The following is a 19,873-nucleotide window of genomic DNA, read 5'->3' on the forward strand; positions in this document are numbered from 1 at the left end:
CTCAAAGAGGGGCATCGCGTGTAGTCATCTTTATTAAAACTTAAAGATATTCTACATTCACAATTTCATATTCCACTTCGCCTTGCGGAGTGACAATTTTGGCTTCATCGCCTTCATTTTTGCCCAACAAACCGCGTGCAATAGGCGAATTCACTGAAATTTTATTGATTTTAAAATCAGCTTCATCATCACCTACAATTTTGTAGGTTTTTTGCTCTTCGGTGTCTAGGTTTTCAATGGTCACAGTCACACCAAAAACCACACGTCCGTTTTGTTCCAATTCTTTAACATCAATTACTTGGCAAGCGCCTAATTTACCTTCGATGTCTTGGATACGACCTTCGCAGAAACCTTGCTGTTCACGTGCGGCATGGTATTCAGCATTTTCTTTTAAATCGCCATGTTCACGCGCTTCTGCAATCGCTGCAGTAATACGTGGACGTTCAACCGATTTAAGTTGTTGTAATTCTTGCTCTAAAGCGTGTTTACCTTCAGGCGTCATAGGATAACGTTGCATGTTGTCCCTCTTTAAAAATATTGAAGTCTATAAATGAAAAAAGCCCGCCACCCGAAAGGTGACGGGACTTTATTGAAATGTATTAACCTACAGTAAGATCTTGCAGGCGATATACATCCATTGGTAATTTAATCGCTAAGGCTTGGCATACAGCATCTGCGCCATTCAAGGTCGTGGTGTAATACACTTTACCTTGCAATGCAGAACGACGGATTGAGAATGAATCCTGCTGAGCTTGTTTGCCTTCAGAAGTATTGATGATGAGGTGAATCTCACCATTTTTCAAGCGGTCTACAATGTGTGGGCGACCTTCAGTCACTTTATTCACACGTTCACACTCAATACCTGCATCGGTGATGACTTTATGCGTACCACCCGTTGCAACAAGTTTGAAGCCAAAATCAGCCAATTGTTTTGCAATACGCGCCACATGCGGTTTATCTGACTCACGTACAGATAAGAATGCATGTTTTACTTCGCCTTCAGTTGGGATTCCTGGTAAGCGATCATTCGAGCCTAACACAGCTTTATAGAATGCTTCACCAAAAGTTTTGCCCACACCCATCACTTCACCTGTAGATTTCATCTCAGGCCCAAGCACAGGGTCTACACCAGGGAACTTGTTGAATGGGAACACAGCTTCTTTCACAGAGAAGTGTTGCGGAATAATTTCTTTAGTAAAGCCTTGTGCTTCTAAAGATTGACCTGCCATACAACGTGCTGCAACTTTAGCCAATGATTCGCCAATACACTTAGAAACGAAAGGAACAGTACGTGATGCACGTGGGTTCACTTCCAAGATATAAACGTCATTGCCTTTCACTGCAAACTGTACGTTCATTAGACCAATAACGCCCAACTCTTTTGCCATTGCAACAGTTTGACGACGCATTTCGTCCTGTACTTCATCTGACAATGAATAAGGTGGAATTGAACATGCTGAGTCGCCAGAGTGAATACCTGCTTGTTCGATGTGCTGCATAATACCGCCAATCACCACATCTTTACCGTCAGATACGCAGTCTACGTCAACTTCAATCGCATCATCCAAGAAACGGTCTAACAGTACAGGTGCATCGTTAGATGCTTGAACTGCATCACGCAAGTAGCGTTTCAATTCTTCTTCGTTATACACGATTTCCATTGCACGACCACCCAATACATAAGATGGACGAACAACGAGCGGGTAACCCACTTTCGCTGCTTCTGCGATACCTTCTTCAGCAGATTTTACAATGCTGTTGTTTGGCTGACGCAATTGCAGACGTTGAATCATTTGCTGGAAACGCTCACGGTCTTCTGCGCGGTCAATTGCATCTGGTGATGTACCAATAATTGGCGCACCTGCTTCTTCTAAAGCGCGTGCCAATTTAAGTGGAGTTTGACCACCGTACTGTACGATAATGCCTTTTGGCTTTTCAGTACGTACGATTTCAAGTACATCTTCCAAAGTAATTGGTTCAAAGTACAAACGGTCTGAAGTGTCGTAATCGGTAGATACTGTTTCAGGGTTACAGTTCACCATGATGGTCTCAAAACCATCTTCACGCATTGCAAGCGCAGCGTGTACACAGCAGTAATCGAATTCGATACCTTGACCGATACGGTTTGGACCACCGCCAATCACCATGATCTTGTCTTTCGCTGAAGGATTCGACTCACACTCTTCATCGTAAGTTGAATACATATATGCTGTGTCAGATTCAAACTCTGCAGCACAGGTATCTACACGTTTATAAACTGGGGTTACGCCCAAGTTCCAACGGTGTTTACGGAATTGCTTTTGTGAAATACCCATCAAGTTCGCAATACGTAGGTCAGATAAACCTTTACGTTTGAACGAACGGATGTTGTCAGCGTTTAGATCACCAAAACCTAAAGTTTTGATTTCATTTTCAGTGTTCACGATGTCTTGAATTTGAATTAAGAACCAACGGTCAATTTTGGTCGCTTCAAAAACTTCGTCCAAGCTAAAGCCATGACGGAATGCGTCAGCCACGTACCAAATACGCTCAGGGCCTGGAACTTTTAATTCAACTAAAATTTTGTCGCGTGCGCCTTCAGCACCCACTTCAATTTGTTCGTCAAAACCACACGCACCAGTTTCTAAACCACGAAGCGCTTTATTTACAGACTCTTGGAAATTACGGCCAATTGCCATGACTTCACCTACAGATTTCATCTGTGTGGTTAAAGTCGCGTCTGCTTGCGGGAACTTTTCAAAGTTGAAACGTGGAACTTTAGTGACAACGTAGTCAATTGATGGTTCAAATGCCGCAGGAGTGGTACCGCCTGTGATGTCATTTTTCAGTTCATCAAGGGTATAACCCACAGCCAATTTCGCTGCAACTTTTGCAATTGGGAAACCAGTGGCTTTAGATGCAAGTGCAGATGAACGAGATACACGTGGATTCATCTCAATCACAACCATACGACCAGTATTCGGGCAAATACCGAACTGAACGTTAGAACCACCTGTTTCTACACCAATTTCACGAAGTACCGCTAAAGATGCATTACGCATCAATTGGTATTCTTTGTCCGTCAAAGTTTGCGCAGGAGCAACGGTGATTGAGTCACCAGTGTGCACGCCCATTGGGTCAAAGTTTTCGATTGAACATACGATGATACAATTGTCGTTTTTATCACGTACAACTTCCATCTCATATTCTTTCCAACCAATAAGTGATTCATCAATCAATAATTGTTTGGTTGGAGAAAGATCGAAACCGCGTTCACAGATTTCAAGGAATTCTTCTTTGTTATATGCGATACCGCCACCAGAACCACCCATGGTGAATGATGGACGAATAATCACAGGGAAGCCAAAGCGAGATTGAATCTCAAGTGCTTCTTCCATAGATTCAGCAATTGCTGCTTTTGGACACTCAAGACCAATTTTGCGCATTGCTTCATCAAACAATTTACGGTCTTCGGCTTTTTCAATCGCGTCTTTGGTTGCACCAATTAATTCAACATTGTATTTGGCTAAAATACCGTTGGCATCTAATGCAAGCGCACAGTTCAATGCAGTTTGACCACCCATGGTCGGAAGTACTGCATCTGGACGTTCTTTTTCAATGATTGCTGCAACAGTCTGCCAAGTGATTGGCTCGATATAAGTTGCATCTGCCATTGCAGGGTCAGTCATGATGGTCGCAGGGTTCGAGTTTACCAAAATAACGCGGTAACCTTCTTCACGCAGCGCTTTACATGCTTGAGCACCAGAATAGTCAAACTCACAAGCCTGACCAATAACAATAGGACCAGCACCAATAATTAAGATGCTTTTAATATCCGTACGTTTAGGCATTATTTCGCTCCTTAATTACTTCTTAGCGGCTTCAATAAGTTCGATGAAATGATCGAACAAGAGTGCGCAGTCATGTGGACCTGAACTTGCTTCTGGGTGACCTTGGAAGCTAAATGCAGGCTTGTCTGTACGATGAATACCTTGGTTTGTGCCATCGAACAATGAACGATGCGTTGAACATACATTGCTTGGTAAGGTGCTTTCATCTACCGCGAAGCCGTGGTTCTGAGAAGTAATCATCACTGTACCAGTTTCTAAGTTCTGTACAGGATGGTTTGCGCCGTGGTGACCGTGCGGCATTTTCATTGTTTTTGCACCTGATGCAAGTGCAAGAATTTGGTGACCTAAACAGATACCAAATACAGGAGTATTCGTGGTTTCTACAATTGTTTTTACAGCTTCAATTGCGTAGTCACATGCAGCAGGATCGCCAGGGCCATTTGACAAGAAAATGCCATCTGGGTTTAACGCAAGGACTTTTTCAGCAGGGGTTTGTGCAGGAACAACGGTTAATTTGCAACCGCGGTCTGCGAGCATACGCAGGATGTTGGTTTTGACACCGTAATCGTATGCAACCACATGATATTTAAGTTCAGGTTGAGTAAAGCCTTTGCCAAGTTCCCATGAACCTTCAGTCCATTCAAAACCTTCAGGGTCGCAGCATACTTTTGCAAGATCTAAGCCGTTTAAGCCGCCAAATGCACGTGCTTTTGCAATTGCTTCTTCTTCAGTGATATTTTCACCAGCAAGAATACAACCGTTTTGCGCACCTTTGGAACGTAAAATACGGGTCAATTTACGGGTATCAATATCGGCAATTGCAACAACATTGTGTTGTTGTAAGTATTCGCCTAAAGATTGAGTAGAACGGAAGTTACTGTGTAATAAAGGCAAATCACGGATAATTAAACCGTTTGCCCATACTTTATGAATTCGACCTGACTCAACATCTTCATCATTGCAACCAGTGTTCCCAATATGTGGGTAAGTTAAAGTCACAAGTTGTTGTGCATAACTCGGGTCGGTCAAAATTTCTTGATAGCCAGTCATGGCAGTGTTAAAAACGACTTCACCAGTCGTGCTTCCCGTTGCACCGATAGACGTACCTTTAAAGATTGTACCGTCGGCGAGGGCTAAAATGGCGGGGGTGCTCAAACCAAAGCTCCTGAACTAAAACCACAAAAATAGGGCTGTAAAAAAGCGAGTAGACGAAAAAAAAGGAAGGTCAATATTTAAACCTACCCTCCTATGTCTGCTCGCTTGAACTTAACATTGCATTATACGCATGAGCTCGCCAAAAGTCCATTGTGAATCTAACGAATATGTAAGATAAAAGACTTGCTTTTTTTGCTAGGTTTATGTTTTAGCGTGTAGTCCAAATGTAAGCAATCTACGATTGTTAGACAATCCAAAACCCATTTGAGTCTAAATTGCCTTATGCTTAATTTATAAACAACAACGACCTTGGGTAAAAGCGAATGACTGAACAAGATAAATCAGCCACTGAACCACAAAACAGTGCAATCAAAGCAGTAAGTGAAGGCGCTGAAAAGCTTGAAAAAGTAACGCATGATGCCAAAGAGCAGGTGCTTGATGTGGTTGCAGAAACGCAAGAAAAACTTCAAGCCGAAGCAAAACAACTCAATGCCAGCGTGCAAGAGCAATTGGGTCAGTTAAAGCAAGATGTGTTGCAAAAAATTGAAGCTTTAAAAGCACAATTTGGCAGTTCACCTAAAGATTTGGGCGAATTAAAAGACTTTGTAAAAACTGAATTTAGCGCAATTATTGAAGATCTTTCTAAACTTGGTAAAGAGTTGAAAGAAGATGTCAGCAGCATTTCAGTAAAACACAAAGATCAATTGGCTGAAACTTTTAAGCGTTCTAAAGAGCACACACTAGAAGCGTGGAAAAAAGTAAATCCATCAAAAACTGAAACTAATGATGAAACTGATCAAGCATAATCCAGTTTAATCTGTTGCTGATTCAGCCATAAAAAAAAGTGAGGTCATGCGCCTCACTTTTTTATTTAAATTTCTTGCTCAAACCAAAAACTAGTTGTTTCAATCTAAACTACTATTAATCACAGTTAGAACTGATGTAGCCAATCGCGCTTATTGTGAAAATCGGCGGCAGGGCTGCTGTGTTGCATGGCATAAAACTGCTCGCCCTGACTGGTTTTTAATACAGCTGTGAGCCCAATAAACAAATCTGTCCATTTCAGTTTATGTTTCAGTATAAATTCGGTTAAATCCAAACTGACATTTAAACCGTAATGCGTACGTTTTAGCTGATTCAACTCAATATCGTACGCAGCCACGGGCGGCATTTGCTCAGGATAACGATATTCTTCAAAGGCGTAGGCTTGCCAAGCTTGAGAAGGGGATAAATTGATTTCACGATAAAAATCTTCGCCCTGAACCCCAATGAAAATTTCAAAGCAGGTGTGTTCCCACAAAAAATCCTGACGTGGATGTGACGCCACCAAAGCAGGCCATTCGACCCACTGATTTGGATCGCGCAGCCAAAAGCCAACATTTAACGTAAATGGGCTTTGTTGTTCAATTGCACCGACCAAAGAAATGGCCTGAAATTGACGATTAAAAGCACTGAGTTCGTAACTTGCCATTGAGGGAGATTAGTTAGACAAGTGAGCGTGGCGAACTAAATTAGATAATTTAGCATTTTGTTTGGCTGCTTTTTTGTAGAGTAAGACAATTTTACCAATGCTTTGTACCACTTCAGAACCTGTTGCTGCTGCAATTTCAGTAATCACAGCTGCACGTACCTCACGGTCTTCACCGCCAATTTTGACTTTAATCAATTCGTGATCGTTTAAAGCACGGTTGGTTTCTTCAATCACATTTTCAGTCAAACCTTGCCCGCCAATCATCACTACAGGGTTGAGTGCATGACCAATTTGACGTAAACGCTTGCGTTCCTGAATAGATAGAGCCGCCATAAAGATAACCTAATTTTAAAAACGGCTTAGTATAACAAAAGCCAGTTTGAAACGCTGTAAATTCTATGCAAATAATCTGTGATCTTACTGCCATGTAGAAATATTGAAACTGAATACTTGGTGATATTTCTCTGTAACAGTCAAAGTGACTTTTTTAAGCCTCAGTACAGAAATAAGCGATGGATTTAATAGAAAAAACTTGTCAGTTATTGGCATTTAGATACAGATGTCTACTGCAAGCTTGCTAATTTTCACGTACAATCGCAATTTAGATGGCTATTCGTTACTAAGAGAGTTATGGCAACACGCATTACCAACCAAAAGTTATCCAAAAGTAGTCGTGCGTGGATGAGAGAGCACCTAGATGATCCCTTTGTGAAAAGAGCGCAAAAAGAAGGGTATCGTGCACGTGCTGCATACAAACTACTTGAGATTCAAGAAAAATATAAACTGATCAAACCTGGCATGACGGTGGTGGACTTGGGAGCAGCACCAGGCAGTTGGTCGCAAATCGCAGGGAAACTTGTCGGCGACAAAGGTTTGGTGATCGCTTCCGATATTTTGGAAATGGACGCATTACCAGATGTGACCTTTTTACAAGGTGACTTCCGCGAAGAAGAAGTGTTCGAAAAATTGTTAAATATTTTAAACGGACGCACGGTAGACGTTGTAATTTCCGATATGGCCCCCAATACATCAGGTAATAAAGCTGTAGATCAACCGCGTCAAATTTACTTATGCGAGTTGGCGCTCGATTTTGCCAACCGTGTATTGGGACCCAATGGCCAGTTTGTGGTCAAAGTGTTCCAAGGTTCGGGGTTTGACGAATTTCGTAAACAGGTCGTGGACAGTTTTGATGTTCTAAAGACAGCAAAACCCGCTGCTTCACGGGCGCGTTCCAAAGAAGTATTCCTTATTGGACAAGGACGTAAAAAAGCGTCTAAATAAAGTTTACTTGCCAAGCCGTTAAAAATTGTGCATTTTGTACGTTTTTAATGAATTGTCTAGCTGATCTTCAGCTTTTTGAATGAAAGGTCACCCAGTAACGGGCATGATCAAATTAGATTGATATGGGAATAAAGCTTTGAGCGATCTCTTCAAGAATGCCGTATTGTGGCTGATTATACTTGGTGTGCTGATTCTAATTTTCAGCAACATCAATAACAGTGAAAAGCCAACTGCAATGAACTATTCAGAGTTCGTTACAGCGGTGAATGCTGGTCAAATTAAGCAAGTCACAATTGATGGCGAAAGAATTAGTGGCGAAAAAGTCAACGGCTCGTCCTTTGAAAGCATTCGTCCAGCAGTTCAAGATCCTGAACTGATGCCGAATCTGATTAAAAACAACGTTGTTGTTGAAGGTACTGCACCTCAACGTCAAGGTTTGTTAATGCAACTATTGATCGCAAGTTTCCCTGTACTTTTAATCATTTTGTTATTCATGTTCTTTATGCGCAACATGGGTGGCGGTGCAGGTGGTAAAAACGGCCCGATGAGCTTTGGTAAATCTAAAGCCAAAATGTTGTCTGAAGACCAAATTAAAGTCACATTTGCCGATGTAGCAGGTTGTGACGAAGCAAAACAAGAAGTGGTTGAAATTGTAGATTTCTTAAAAGACCCTGCTAAATTCAAGCGTTTAGGTGCAACTATTCCTAAAGGTGTGTTGATGGTAGGTCCACCGGGTACAGGTAAAACCTTATTGGCCAAAGCCATTGCAGGCGAAGCCAAAGTTCCATTCTTCAGCATTTCTGGTTCTGACTTCGTTGAAATGTTCGTGGGTGTAGGTGCTTCTCGTGTTCGTGATATGTTTGAGCAAGCTAAACGCCATGCACCATGTATCATCTTTATTGATGAGATTGATGCGGTAGGTCGTCACCGTGGTTCAGGTACAGGTGGTGGTCACGATGAACGTGAGCAAACACTTAACCAAATGCTTGTTGAAATGGATGGTTTTGAAGGCAATGAAGGCATTATTGTTATCGCTGCGACAAACCGTGCCGATGTACTGGATAAAGCTTTATTGCGTCCAGGTCGTTTTGACCGTCAAGTAATGGTTGGCTTGCCAGACATTAAAGGTCGTGAGCAAATTCTGAATGTTCACTTGAAAAAACTGCCTTCAGTTACAGGTGTAGATGTCAAAGTCTTGGCACGTGGTACACCAGGCTTCTCTGGTGCGCAATTGGCGAACCTTGTGAATGAAGCTGCATTGTTTGCTGCCCGTCGTAATAAAAATACGGTGGATATGCACGACTTTGAAGATGCTAAAGATAAGTTGTATATGGGCCCTGAACGTAAGTCGATGGTGCTGCGTGAAGAAGAACGTCGTGCAACGGCTTATCATGAAGCAGGTCATGCGATTGTTGCTGAAATGCTGCCGGGTACAGACCCTGTGCATAAAGTAACGATTATGCCGCGTGGCTGGGCATTGGGTGTGACATGGCAATTGCCTGAACATGACCAAACTAGCCATTATAAAGACAAAATGCTGAACGACTTGTCTATCTTGTTTGGTGGTCGTATTGCAGAAGAAGTCTTTATTAATCAAATGTCGACAGGTGCATCGAATGACTTTGAGCGTGCGACTAAATTAGCACGTGCGATGGTGACCAAATACGGTATGTCTGACAAGTTAGGCGTAATGGTCTATGAAGATGATACACAACAATCATTCATGGGTAGTTTAGGCAGCCGTACCATTTCTGAAGCCACCCAGCAACAAGTGGATGCTGAAGTTCGTCGTATTATTGATGAGCAATATAAAGTTGCCCGCGATATTTTGGAAAATAACCAAGACATTGCCCACGCAATGGTAAAAGCATTGTTGGAATGGGAAACCATTGATCGTGACCAAATCCGTGACATTATGGAAGGTCGTGAGCCACAGCCACCGAAGGTGTATATTGCAGACAATCCTGTGATTGATGTAACACCAACCGATGGTCCAAGCACACCGCCACCATTACCAGCGAGCTAATCAGTTCACATAATGTTAAAAAGAGTCTTTGTATAAAGGCTCTTTTTTTATTCGTGTGGTTTATGCGCCGTTGCAACAGGAATATTGGTAATGTTGAAGCGCACTGAAAAGAATTCAACATCTTCAAAATTACCCTTGTTAAAATAAGCTTTTCAAATTGAAAGGAAGACCAGCATGCAGCTGATGCCATTACCCAAGCGCGTATTGCAATGTGGACGTTTGCGTTTAGATTTATCTCAGCCGCATGTGATGGGAATTCTAAATGTGACACCAGACTCGTTTAGTGATGGTGGGCGACATAATGAAAAAGATGCTGCTGTGGCGCGTGCTTTGGAAATGATGGCAGAAGGTGCAACCGTGATTGATATTGGCGGCGAATCAACACGTCCAGGAGCTAGTCCTGTGAGTGTAGAAGAAGAAATTCGTCGTGTGGTTCCTGTGGTAGAAGCCTTATCTGCTTATGATGTGGTACTTTCGATTGATACGTCACAGCCCGAAGTGATTCGTGCTGCCGTAGCTGCAGGGGCGCATATCTGGAATGATGTACGTGCGCTGACCCGCCCCAATGCGTTGCACACAGCCGCTGAGTTAAATATTCCCGTGATTATTATGCACATGCGTGGTGAACCGACTACCATGAACAATTTAGATCAATATGATGATGTCACAGCAGATGTGATTGCAGAATTGCAGCAACGTGTCGCTGATGCTTTGGCGGAAGGGGTCAAGCCTGAAAATATCATGATTGATCCGGGTTTTGGTTTTGCTAAAAATGCACAACAGAACTTGAAATTGTTAAATGAGTTGTATCAACTGAATGGTATGGGGTATCCAATTTTATCGGCATTGTCTCGTAAACGCTTTATTGGTGAAGCTTTGGGTGGGGCAGAGCCAACACAGCGTGCAGTTGGTTCTGTAGCGGCACATTTACTCAGTATTCAGCAAGGTGCTTGTATGGTGCGTGCGCATGATGTTAAGGCTATGTCTGATGCCATTAAAGTCTGGCAAGCAATGCTGTTAGCAAATTAATCGCTGTTTATAGATTTGGGGCGAAGCTAGAATTAAAGCTCTGCTTATGCTATATAGGCACGCTTGAATCTCTGTATTTTTGAGTGCCTGTATGTTTGCAGATTTACTTCTCCCGATGTTTGATGATGAGTTTTATCCTGATATTTTAGTTGCTGAGTTAAAACAACTGATTCAACAGTTTGCAAAACACGTGTCTAAATCCAATTTATCTGAAACGGATATTTATCATTTTGCAGATCAGACCGTGCAAGCCATTAATAAAATGAAACCACAATTTGAAGATCTGGATTCAGATTTGGACGATACCGCAGCAGATTATATTGCTGAGGCGATGATGATGGTGCTGCAAGATCAAGGCTATTTCGAGATTGAAATGGAAGAGTTGATTGCAACGAGAGAGTGGTGATAGGTCACTCTCTTTCAGCTTTAATTTATGGGTGATTCAATAAATCATCTAAAACATCATCCAAATGGCAACTTTGCTGTGTATGTAGTTCTGCAATTTCCCGAACATTCAACGTATATAGCCCATTATGTTCATTCGGCTGTGCAATTAAATTGACCCAAAACTTTGTATTTTGTTGCAGCAAAGTTTTGAGTTGCTTTTTATCTTCAGGATTTTGGAAATTTAATAAATATAAATTGTTGCCTAAGCTGCAACGACGTAATTGTAATTCTTGATTTTTATATTGCACTGTTCCTGCAAAAACATCATAAAATTCTGCATCAGTTTCAATTGGGTTTACGGATTCGGTTGCTGACTCAAGGCTGGGATTTTGTGCATGGCTTGCAAAACTGAGCAAGCAGCATAAACAGATCACCCATTTGAAAGAGAAGATAAAGCGTTGTAGAGACATTTCAAATCATCGGCACATAAGTGTTATCGTTTTCAATATTATATTTTTTAGGCATAAAAAAACCAGCTTAATGCTGGAGTTCTTTATTTGCACCATTTGAATGATTTGATTCATTAAAATGGTGCCCGAGGCCAGACTCGAACTGGCACGCTTTGAGGGCGGGGGATTTTAAATCCCCTGTGTCTACCGATTTCACCACTCGGGCATGTGCGCAATAATAGAGGACGAAATAAATCTTGGCAAGTAAATTTATTTACAATTGCTTTCTTTTCAATCAATTCAACTTATTAGCTTGAAAAAAGTTCGGTTTGCAGTATATTTCTGCTGTTTGTCATCAATATTTCATGAATTTGAGATCAAAGCGAAATCATAAATTTCTATGTTGAGCGCTCAAGAAAAATAAAAGGAATATTCATGAACATTCGCTTAACTCGCCGAGAGCTGATTCAAAAAAGTTTGGCTGGTTTTGGGGCGTTGTCATTGCCAGTCGCATTAACTGCATGTGGTGATGACAATGAAAATACAGCAGAAAATGCATTAAAGGTGCAGTTTTTGCATGGTGTCGCCAGTGGTGATCCGCTGCATGATCGTATCATTTTATGGACACGTGTAACGCCAAGTGACATGGCAGCATGCATTGAAGTGGTTTGGGAAATTGCCAGCGATGAGGCGTTTAAGCAATTGGTAAATACTGGCAAAGTACAAACCAGCGCAGCGCAAGATTTTACTGTTAAAGTGGACGCAGATCGTTTACAGGCAGGGACTAAATATTATTACCGTTTCCGCTTTGGTAATACGGTTTCTGCTATAGGACAGACCAAAACCTTGCCACAACGCAGCGATCAAGTGAAATTTGCGGTCTGTTCTTGCTCGAACTATCCCGCAGGTTATTTTCATGTGTATAAAGAAATGGCACAGGAAAACAATCTGGATGTGATTATTCACTTGGGTGATTATATTTATGAATATGGACAAGGTGGCTACGCGACTGACGATGCAAAACAGTTAGGACGTACCTTTGCTGCAGACAATGATAAAGAAATTATCAAGTTAGATGATTATCGTAAACGTTATGCTTTATATCGTACCGATGCTGATTTGCAGACTGCTCACCAACGCCATCCATTTATTGTCATTTGGGATGACCATGAACTCAGTAATGATACTTGGGAAGCGGGTGCAGATAATCATCAAGAAGGTGAAGGCAGCTTTATAGAACGTAAAATTGCGGCATTACAGGCTTATTTCGAGTGGATGCCAATTCGTCCAGTTGCAGAAAATGATCATTTGAATATTTATCGCCAGTTTGATTTTGGTGGTTTGGTGAATTTGATGATGCTGGATACGCGTATTTTGGCGCGTCATAAGCAATTAGATTATGCTAACTATATGACGGCAGAAGGTATTGATGCTGCTAAATTTCAGGCAGATTTATTTAGTGATCAACGCACATTGATGGGTGGAGTTCAACGAGAGTGGTTGCAAAAGCAGTTGGGGCAGTCTAAGGCTACTTGGAATGTTTTGGCTCAACAAGTGTTGATGGCGAAAATGCTGATTCCACAAGAACTGTTATTGCCTTTAGCGAAAATCACCAATGGTGATCAGCAACCTGAAACACTTGCACAAATGAAGCAGAAAATTACAGAATTGGTCACGCTGAAATTGCGTTTAAAAGCGAATGATCCAACTTTGACAGCAGTAGATAAGGCACGTTTGTATGCGGTTGCACCTTATAACCTCGATGCTTGGGATGGTTATGCCTACGAGCGAGAAGTTGTGTATGGGACATTGCAGCAACTTGGGAAAAAAGCAGTGGTGTTGGCAGGTGATACTCACAATGCTTGGGCTGCAACCTTGCATACACATGAAACAAATCATGAGGTTGGGTTGGAATTCGCGACCAGCTCGGTATCATCGCCCGGAATTGAGTATTACTTAAACGTGCCTGCAGACGAAATGGCAGCGTTGGAATATGCCTTTCAAGAACTGATTGATGAACTGGATTATTGCAACTTAAATCAACGTGGTTATTTAACAGTGACTTTTGATCGTGCGCAAGTGGTTGCAGATTGGAAGTTTATAGATACGGTTAAGGCACGTGAATACAAACTCGATGATACGCGTGGTCATCAACAGAAGTATGGTGTAGACTTAAAACCAATCAGTGATGTCGCTAAAACTGCTTAAAATCAGTCTGATATTTACAGAAAACCGAGCCTAAGTTGCTCGGTTTTTTGATAATCTTTCTGATGTTTGGCGTGATGTTTTAATCGAGTTTATCTTGAATATAACTGTCTAAATCTATGTATTTAATGCTTTTACATAAATTGTGTTCAACCTGCATCAGTTGTTGATGTAACTGAATTGCATGTTGATATTGCTGATTCAATTGGGCAAAACGAGGGCTATTTTTATTGGAAAAATACATCCGATATTGAATTTTAGCAGCTTGACGATATGACCAATACGCAGCACGGCGAAATTGCGTTAAGCAATATTTTTGTTCAAGGCTTATGTGGTCACGGAACATATTCTCTTTATAGAAACGTACAAAACCAAAACTGATGCAGAAAAAGAATAAAATCCCTTGCAGAATTGCACTCTGAAAATAGGCGAAATTTACCGCTTGTAGCAGAATCAATACTGCTATTTTTATGGTGGCATGTTGCTGTAGTTGATACCACGATGCCGAACTGTGTTTAATTTGATACAACACATAAGGTAGAAGCAGCATAAAACCTAACATGATGGCTAAAATCGCCAATGCCTTGGCTTGAAAGGCATCGTACTGCGGTGCAAAGTTTTGAATCCCGTGCGCCAGACTGATTGAAATAGGAATAAAAATCAGGCAGGCCAAGACCCATGGAATCATTTCTTTCCAATCATCCAGCATGCCTTTGCTTTGAATAAAACCATAAAACAAAATATTTCTTTTAAATGCAGCAGGGTATTGTTGTTGCAATTGCTGCAAATCAAGAAGCGCTTGTTTAGGGTTCATAGAGGCATCATTGAATATTGAATAAAGAGGGGAAAACCTAAAATTTAGGCATAAAAAAACCAGCTTAATGCTGGGTTCTTTATTTGCACCATTTTAATCTATTTTAAAATGGTGCCCGAGGCCAGACTCGAACTGGCACGCTTTGAGGGCGGGGGATTTTAAATCCCCTGTGTCTACCGATTTCACCACTCGGGCATAGTTTTACAAGATTGGAGGCGGAGGTCGGAATCGAACCGGCGTCCACGGAGTTGCAGTCCGCTGCATGACCACTCTGCCACCCCGCCGCGTCTTGTGATGCGTATATTAGCAAGCTCTGAAAAAAAAACAATACTATTAAATGAGCAGATGCACATTAATTCGACATATAGAATAAAATAGTCTAAATAATCATGTATTATTTGCAAAATTGATTCATATCAACATTTGGAGATGTGCCGTGGCATTAATTTTAGACGGTCGTGCATTGGCAAAACAAATTGAAGCTGATCTGTTAACACGTGTAGAAGCGTTAAAAGCAAAATCAGGTCGTACCCCAATTCTAGCGACTATTTTGGTCGGTGATGACGGTGCATCTGCAACTTATGTACGCATGAAGGGCAATGCTTGCCGTCGTGTGGGCATGGATTCTTTAAAAGTAGAATTGCCAACAGAAACCACCACAGAACAATTATTGGCAGAAATTGAAAAATTGAATGCCAATCCTGATGTGCATGGTATTTTGTTGCAACACCCAGTTCCTGCGCAAATTGATGAGCGTGCTTGTTTTGATGCGATTTCACTTGCAAAAGACGTAGATGGTGTGACCTGTTTAGGTTATGGTCGTATGGCAATGGGCGAAGCTGCATATGGTTCTGCAACACCTGCAGGCATTATGACCATTCTTAAAGAAAAAAACATTGAAATTGCAGGCAAACATGCCGTTGTTGTGGGGCGTTCGGCAATTTTAGGTAAACCAATGGCTGCGATGCTTCTTGAAGCCAATGCAACAGTAACCATTTGCCATTCACGTACCCAAGATCTTGCAAGTTTTGTGAAACAAGCGGACATTATTGTTGGTGCGGTTGGTAAAGCTGAATTGATTCAAAAAGACTGGATCAAACCAGGCGCTGTGGTTGTTGATGCAGGCTTCCATCCACGTGATGGCGGTGGTGTTGGAGATATCCAATTGCAAGGCATTGAAGAGATTGCTTCTGCATATACGCCTGTACCAGGTGGCGTTGGCCCAATGACGATTACAACTTTGATTCGTCAAACGGTTGAAGCGGCTGAGAAAGCGTTAGGTTGATGAAGACCTCTCCCTAACCCTCTCTTGCGCTTCAATTTAAAAGCAGTGCTTTAAATTTTGCTCAGGAGAGGGGAAATTCATTGTGAAAATAATGGATGCTCCTTCTCTTGCGCCGTATACGGCTCAGGGAGAAGGCTGGGATGAGGGCTTAAAAATTCTCTCCCTAACTCTCCTAAAAAAGAGTGGGGAATTCATTGTAAAAATAATGAATGCTCCCTCTCCTTTAAAAAAGCAGAGGGAACTTTTTAAATTAGAACGAATAAAAATCCAATGAGCTGTACCTTTCAATTTCCTAAAGCCCCTGAACATCTTTTAGATGCTTTACATGATGTAATTCCAAATTGTGAATTACTGGCACAGCAATTGCCTGAAACGCCTATTTCACTTTGGCTTATTCCACCAGTATTTCCTACCGACAAGCTAGATGATGAAGTGATTCGTCGTATTTGGAATGATACGCCGTACTGGATTTTCTGTTGGGCTTCAGGACTTGCAATGGCGCAATGGTTATTGGCAGAACCGCAGCAAGTAAAAAATAAAGTCGTTTTAGACTTTGGTGCAGGTTCGGGCGTGGTGGCGATTGCTGCAAAAATGGCAGGTGCCAAACGGGTAATTTGTTGTGATATTGACCCCATTAGCCTTGCAGCCTGTCGAGCCAATGCTGAATTGAATGATGTGGTGCTTGAATATTTAGATGATCTATACAAAGCAGAACAAGTGGATGTATTGTTGGCTGCCGATGTACTTTATGATCAATGCAATCGCTTTTTTTTAGATGAGTTCTTAAAGTTCGCCCCAGAAGTTTGGGTGGCAGACAGCCGAGTGAAAAACTTTAGTCATCCACAATATATAAAAATAGATGAACGCAGCGCGACCACATGGCCAGATTTGGATGAAGCCAAAGAGTTCCGTAATGTGAGTTTTTATAAGACGCGATAACTCATCACGTCTTATAGGAAGCTAGTTTTGTGGCGCGAATTAATTGCAGCTATAACGCACAATGCGCAGTGTGCTTGGGCGAGCATCTAAGGCCTGACGTGTAGCATAGTTTTCACTGCTATGTAGCTCAGGTGTGTTCGATAAGCCAATAGAGGTGCGGCTTTGCCCAAGTTGGCGACCATACGGGTCTTGTTGGTTGGCTGCAGGATTCACCACTTCATTAATACTTAAAATCCGCAATTGATAAGTTTTATGCGCACCAAGTTCTTTTTGGCAGGCACGCTGTAATTTACTTTCATCGCGCTGTTGGTTTTGACGTCCTGCAAGAGTGTAGGCTAATACTGCGTTGCGATCAGTTTTGCTTTCGACTTTATAGCCAATAAAACTATTCTCGTTTTGCTCAGGCAAACTTTGACAAGCGGATAAACCTAACCCAAGTCCCGTCATAGCCAAAATAATCATTGTATTCTTCATGGTTTTATTCATGATCATGTCTCATGTTTTGATGTCATTTCATTCTTGTTTTAAGTATGCCATAGCTGAGTGGACAAAGCATGGCTTTGTTGGTGATGTGGTAGGCTGTCTATATTGGGGGTGATAAGTGTGTTTTGATGATGTCATGTTTTTACCTTGAATCTTCGTATTATTTAGTATTTACACATCAGCGGGGGATGTTGAAGCTGGAATGTTGATGTTTTTAGCAACTAAAATATTAGGGCAATAAAAAAGGTCACCGAAGTGACCTTTTCTTAGCAATCAGCGTTGAATTACGCAGATTTAACCGCTTCAAGTAAAGCAGCTTGACGTGCTTTCAATGCAGCAGGTAGGCGCTCACCAAGTTTGTTGAATAACTCAGTGTGGCTTTCTAACTCTTTGATCCATTGTTCTTTGTCTTGCGCTGTTACAGTTTCAAATTGCTCTTTAGAGAAATCTAAACCAGTCCAGTTCAATTGCTCATACGTTGGAACAAAACCAATTGGAGTTTCAACAGCTTCTGCACGACCTTCGCAACGATCAATGATCCACTCAAGTACACGCATGTTTTGACCAAAACCAGGCCATACGAAGTTGCCTTCTGCATCACGACGGAACCAGTTTACGTTGTAGATACCTGGTAATTTGTTGCCTGCAGCTTTTGCTTTTTCGCCAACTTTCTCACCCATTTCTAACCAGTGAGAGAAGTAGTCTGCCATGTTGTAACCAGCAAATGGAAGCATTGCAAATGGGTCGCGGCGTACAATACCTTGTTGACCAACGGCTGCTGCAGTAGTTTCAGAACCCATAGTTGCAGCTTTATATACGCCATCTACCCAGTCAAATGCTTCTGAAATTAGAGGCACTGTGTCTGCACGACGACCACCGAAGATGAACGCTGAAATTGGAACACCTGCTGGATTTTCCCAGTCAGCATCAATAGAAGGACATTGACCCGCTGCAACAGTGAAGCGCGCATTTGGATGAGCTGCTTTTTCTGCGCCAGTATGTGGTTGACCTTTCCAGTTGGTTAAGTTTGCAGGAACTTCTTTAGATAGACCTTCCCACCATACTTCGCCGTTGTCAGTCACAGCAACGTTGGTATAAATCACGTCTTTGTGCAGAGTTGCCATACAGTTCGGGTTAGTCTTGGTGTTTGTACCAGGAGCAACACCGAAGAAACCAGCTTCAGGGTTAATTGCATATAAGCGACCATCTTCACCTGGTTTGATCCAAGCAATATCGTCACCTACAGTTTCAATTTTCCAGCCTTCATAACCTGCAGGTGGAATTAACATCGCAAAGTTGGTTTTACCACATGCAGAAGGGAATGCTGCTGCGATGTAGTGTTTTTCGCCTTGTGGGTTGGTCACGCCTAAAATAAGCATGTGTTCAGCTAACCAGCCTTGTTCACGACCCATTGCAGAAGCAATACGAAGCGCTAAGCATTTTTTACCCAATAATGCGTTACCGCCGTAACCAGAACCATATGACCAGATTTCACGAGTTTCTGGATAATGTACGATGTATTTTTCTTTGTTACATGGCCAAGCAACGTCTTTCTCGCCTTCAGCCAATGGTGCGCCCACAGTGTGTACGCAAGGAACAAATTCGCCATCTGTGCCCAATACGTCATAAACAGCTTTACCCATACGAGCCATTTTAGACATGCTGACAGCAACATAAGGAGAGTCAGTTAATTCAATACCGATGTGCGCAATGTGGCTACCTAATGGACCCATAGAGAATGGAACCACATACATGGTACGACCAGCCATTGAGCCGTCGAATAAACCGTTTAATTTAGCGCGCATTTCAGCTGGCGCTTCCCAGTTGTTTGTCGCACCAGCATCTTCTTTGTTTTCAGAGCAGATGTAAGTACGGTCTTCAACACGAGCAACGTCAGAAGGATCAGAATTTGCAAGGTACGAACCAGGGTGTTTTTCTTGGTTTAATGCTTGCATGGTGCCGTTAGCGATCATCAAGTCGATTAGACGTTGATATTCTTCTGCGCTACCGTCACACCATTCAATTTTTGCTGGTTTTGTTAACTTTGCAATTTCTTCAACCCATGCAATAAGCTTAGGGTGACGAACGAATTCTGGTGCGTTCACTTGGGTCATGGTGAGGCCTATCTTAAATGTGTACAAGTCGTGTACAAAGTACAATCTGAACGATGGGGTACATGGTTCAGATGAAATATGAAAAAAAAGTGGCTGTATTAAAGCACAAAAACATAAAAAAAATAAGACATAGGCTTGATTTAGCTTTATGTAAAAAATACCCATATAAATAATGAATAACATATATGAAACATGGGCTTACAACCTTTTTGTGTTCTATTTATCATTATTTAAAAAAAATATGGGCATTATTTATTTTAATTATTTTTAATTAAAACATATATTTATAGCTTAAATTTTATAAAGAATGATTATTGATTTAATGAATGGTCATCATTCGATTTTTACATAAAGCTGCTTTTCATTCTGCATCAATTGGTCGAAATTAGAGCAAAAGCTTTAAAA

General features: G+C 41.7%; 17 protein-coding genes and 3 tRNA genes. 8 read left to right on the plus strand and 12 right to left on the minus strand.

The window, feature by feature from the left end; genetic code table 11:
• Positions 1–40: 40 nt before the first annotated feature.
• The 3 genes from greA to carA all read right to left on the minus strand — a co-directional run bounded on the left by greA (position 41) and on the right by carA (position 4,985).
• On the minus strand, positions 41–517 hold the full coding sequence (gene greA, locus J4G44_RS05995; protein WP_004972169.1) for a transcription elongation factor GreA: 477 nt from the start codon (positions 515–517) through the stop codon (positions 41–43).
• 82 nt (positions 518–599) lie between these two features.
• Complete coding sequence (gene carB, locus J4G44_RS06000) at positions 600–3,830, minus strand: carbamoyl-phosphate synthase large subunit (RefSeq protein WP_004972166.1); 3,231 nt, start codon at positions 3,828–3,830, stop codon at positions 600–602.
• A 15-nt stretch (positions 3,831–3,845) separates the two neighbouring features.
• Positions 3,846–4,985 carry a glutamine-hydrolyzing carbamoyl-phosphate synthase small subunit gene (carA, locus tag J4G44_RS06005; RefSeq protein ID WP_154320968.1) on the minus strand — a complete coding sequence of 380 codons (1,140 nt, stop codon included), beginning with the start codon at positions 4,983–4,985 and terminating at the stop codon, positions 3,846–3,848.
• Between the two features lie 323 nt (positions 4,986–5,308).
• Between carA and J4G44_RS06010 the strand changes: the two genes are divergently transcribed.
• Positions 5,309–5,791, plus strand: a complete 483-nt coding sequence (locus tag J4G44_RS06010) for a hypothetical protein (protein WP_004972162.1) — start codon at positions 5,309–5,311, stop codon at positions 5,789–5,791.
• A 125-nt stretch (positions 5,792–5,916) separates the two neighbouring features.
• Here the strand turns inward: J4G44_RS06010 and J4G44_RS06015 are convergent, their stop codons facing one another.
• Complete coding sequence (locus J4G44_RS06015; protein ID WP_207973930.1) at positions 5,917–6,456, minus strand: DOMON-like domain-containing protein; 540 nt, start codon at positions 6,454–6,456, stop codon at positions 5,917–5,919.
• 9 nt (positions 6,457–6,465) lie between these two features.
• Positions 6,466–6,789: a ribosome assembly RNA-binding protein YhbY gene (gene yhbY, locus J4G44_RS06020; protein WP_168418845.1), complete on the minus strand. Its 324-nt coding sequence runs from the start codon at positions 6,787–6,789 to the stop codon at positions 6,466–6,468.
• A gap of 297 nt (positions 6,790–7,086) precedes the next feature.
• Between yhbY and rlmE the strand changes: the two genes are divergently transcribed.
• The 4 genes from rlmE (at position 7,087) to J4G44_RS06040 (ending at position 11,198) form a co-directional block, all read left to right on the plus strand.
• Positions 7,087–7,737, plus strand: a complete 651-nt coding sequence (gene rlmE, locus J4G44_RS06025; RefSeq protein ID WP_004972157.1) for a 23S rRNA (uridine(2552)-2'-O)-methyltransferase RlmE — start codon at positions 7,087–7,089, stop codon at positions 7,735–7,737.
• A gap of 136 nt (positions 7,738–7,873) precedes the next feature.
• Positions 7,874–9,763 carry an ATP-dependent zinc metalloprotease FtsH gene (gene ftsH, locus J4G44_RS06030; protein WP_004972155.1) on the plus strand — a complete coding sequence of 630 codons (1,890 nt, stop codon included), beginning with the start codon at positions 7,874–7,876 and terminating at the stop codon, positions 9,761–9,763.
• A 174-nt stretch (positions 9,764–9,937) separates the two neighbouring features.
• Positions 9,938–10,792 carry a dihydropteroate synthase gene (folP, locus tag J4G44_RS06035; protein ID WP_207973931.1) on the plus strand — a complete coding sequence of 285 codons (855 nt, stop codon included), beginning with the start codon at positions 9,938–9,940 and terminating at the stop codon, positions 10,790–10,792.
• A gap of 91 nt (positions 10,793–10,883) precedes the next feature.
• A complete protein-coding gene (locus tag J4G44_RS06040) occupies positions 10,884–11,198 on the plus strand; it encodes a DUF5713 family protein (protein WP_131260668.1) in 315 nt (104 codons plus the stop codon).
• A gap of 25 nt (positions 11,199–11,223) precedes the next feature.
• Here the strand turns inward: J4G44_RS06040 and J4G44_RS06045 are convergent, their stop codons facing one another.
• Together J4G44_RS06045 and J4G44_RS06050 are read right to left on the minus strand one after the other, a co-directional pair.
• A complete protein-coding gene (locus J4G44_RS06045; protein WP_179989249.1) occupies positions 11,224–11,649 on the minus strand; it encodes a hypothetical protein in 426 nt (141 codons plus the stop codon).
• Positions 11,650–11,768: 119 nt separating this feature from the next.
• A tRNA-Leu gene (locus tag J4G44_RS06050) sits at positions 11,769–11,854 on the minus strand.
• 209 nt (positions 11,855–12,063) lie between these two features.
• On the opposite strand from J4G44_RS06050, the gene J4G44_RS06055 reads away from it, so the two are divergent.
• On the plus strand, positions 12,064–13,836 hold the full coding sequence (locus J4G44_RS06055; protein ID WP_180158686.1) for an alkaline phosphatase D family protein: 1,773 nt from the start codon (positions 12,064–12,066) through the stop codon (positions 13,834–13,836).
• A gap of 79 nt (positions 13,837–13,915) precedes the next feature.
• Here J4G44_RS06055 and J4G44_RS06060 read toward each other — a convergent pair whose 3' ends face one another.
• The 3 genes from J4G44_RS06060 to J4G44_RS06070 all read right to left on the minus strand — a co-directional run bounded on the left by J4G44_RS06060 (position 13,916) and on the right by J4G44_RS06070 (position 14,931).
• Positions 13,916–14,647, minus strand: coding sequence for a hypothetical protein (locus J4G44_RS06060; RefSeq protein ID WP_096900995.1), 732 nt, complete (start codon positions 14,645–14,647; stop codon positions 13,916–13,918).
• Positions 14,648–14,756: 109 nt separating this feature from the next.
• Positions 14,757–14,842, minus strand: a tRNA-Leu gene (locus J4G44_RS06065).
• Positions 14,843–14,857: 15 nt separating this feature from the next.
• A tRNA-Cys gene (locus J4G44_RS06070) sits at positions 14,858–14,931 on the minus strand.
• Positions 14,932–15,083: 152 nt separating this feature from the next.
• Between J4G44_RS06070 and folD the strand changes: the two genes are divergently transcribed.
• Positions 15,084–15,932, plus strand: coding sequence for a bifunctional methylenetetrahydrofolate dehydrogenase/methenyltetrahydrofolate cyclohydrolase FolD (folD, locus tag J4G44_RS06075; protein ID WP_004972142.1), 849 nt, complete (start codon positions 15,084–15,086; stop codon positions 15,930–15,932).
• A 270-nt stretch (positions 15,933–16,202) separates the two neighbouring features.
• Positions 16,203–16,871, plus strand: a complete 669-nt coding sequence (locus J4G44_RS06080) for a class I SAM-dependent methyltransferase (RefSeq protein ID WP_004972140.1) — start codon at positions 16,203–16,205, stop codon at positions 16,869–16,871.
• 39 nt (positions 16,872–16,910) lie between these two features.
• Here the strand turns inward: J4G44_RS06080 and J4G44_RS06085 are convergent, their stop codons facing one another.
• Positions 16,911–17,345: a hypothetical protein gene (locus J4G44_RS06085; protein ID WP_131260784.1), complete on the minus strand. Its 435-nt coding sequence runs from the start codon at positions 17,343–17,345 to the stop codon at positions 16,911–16,913.
• Positions 17,346–17,638: 293 nt separating this feature from the next.
• Complete coding sequence (locus J4G44_RS06090) at positions 17,639–19,468, minus strand: phosphoenolpyruvate carboxykinase (GTP) (protein ID WP_004972137.1); 1,830 nt, start codon at positions 19,466–19,468, stop codon at positions 17,639–17,641.
• Positions 19,469–19,873: the final 405 nt, after the last annotated feature.

Source organism: Acinetobacter towneri (assembly GCF_017498585.1).
Lineage (GTDB): Bacteria > Pseudomonadota > Gammaproteobacteria > Pseudomonadales > Moraxellaceae > Acinetobacter > Acinetobacter towneri.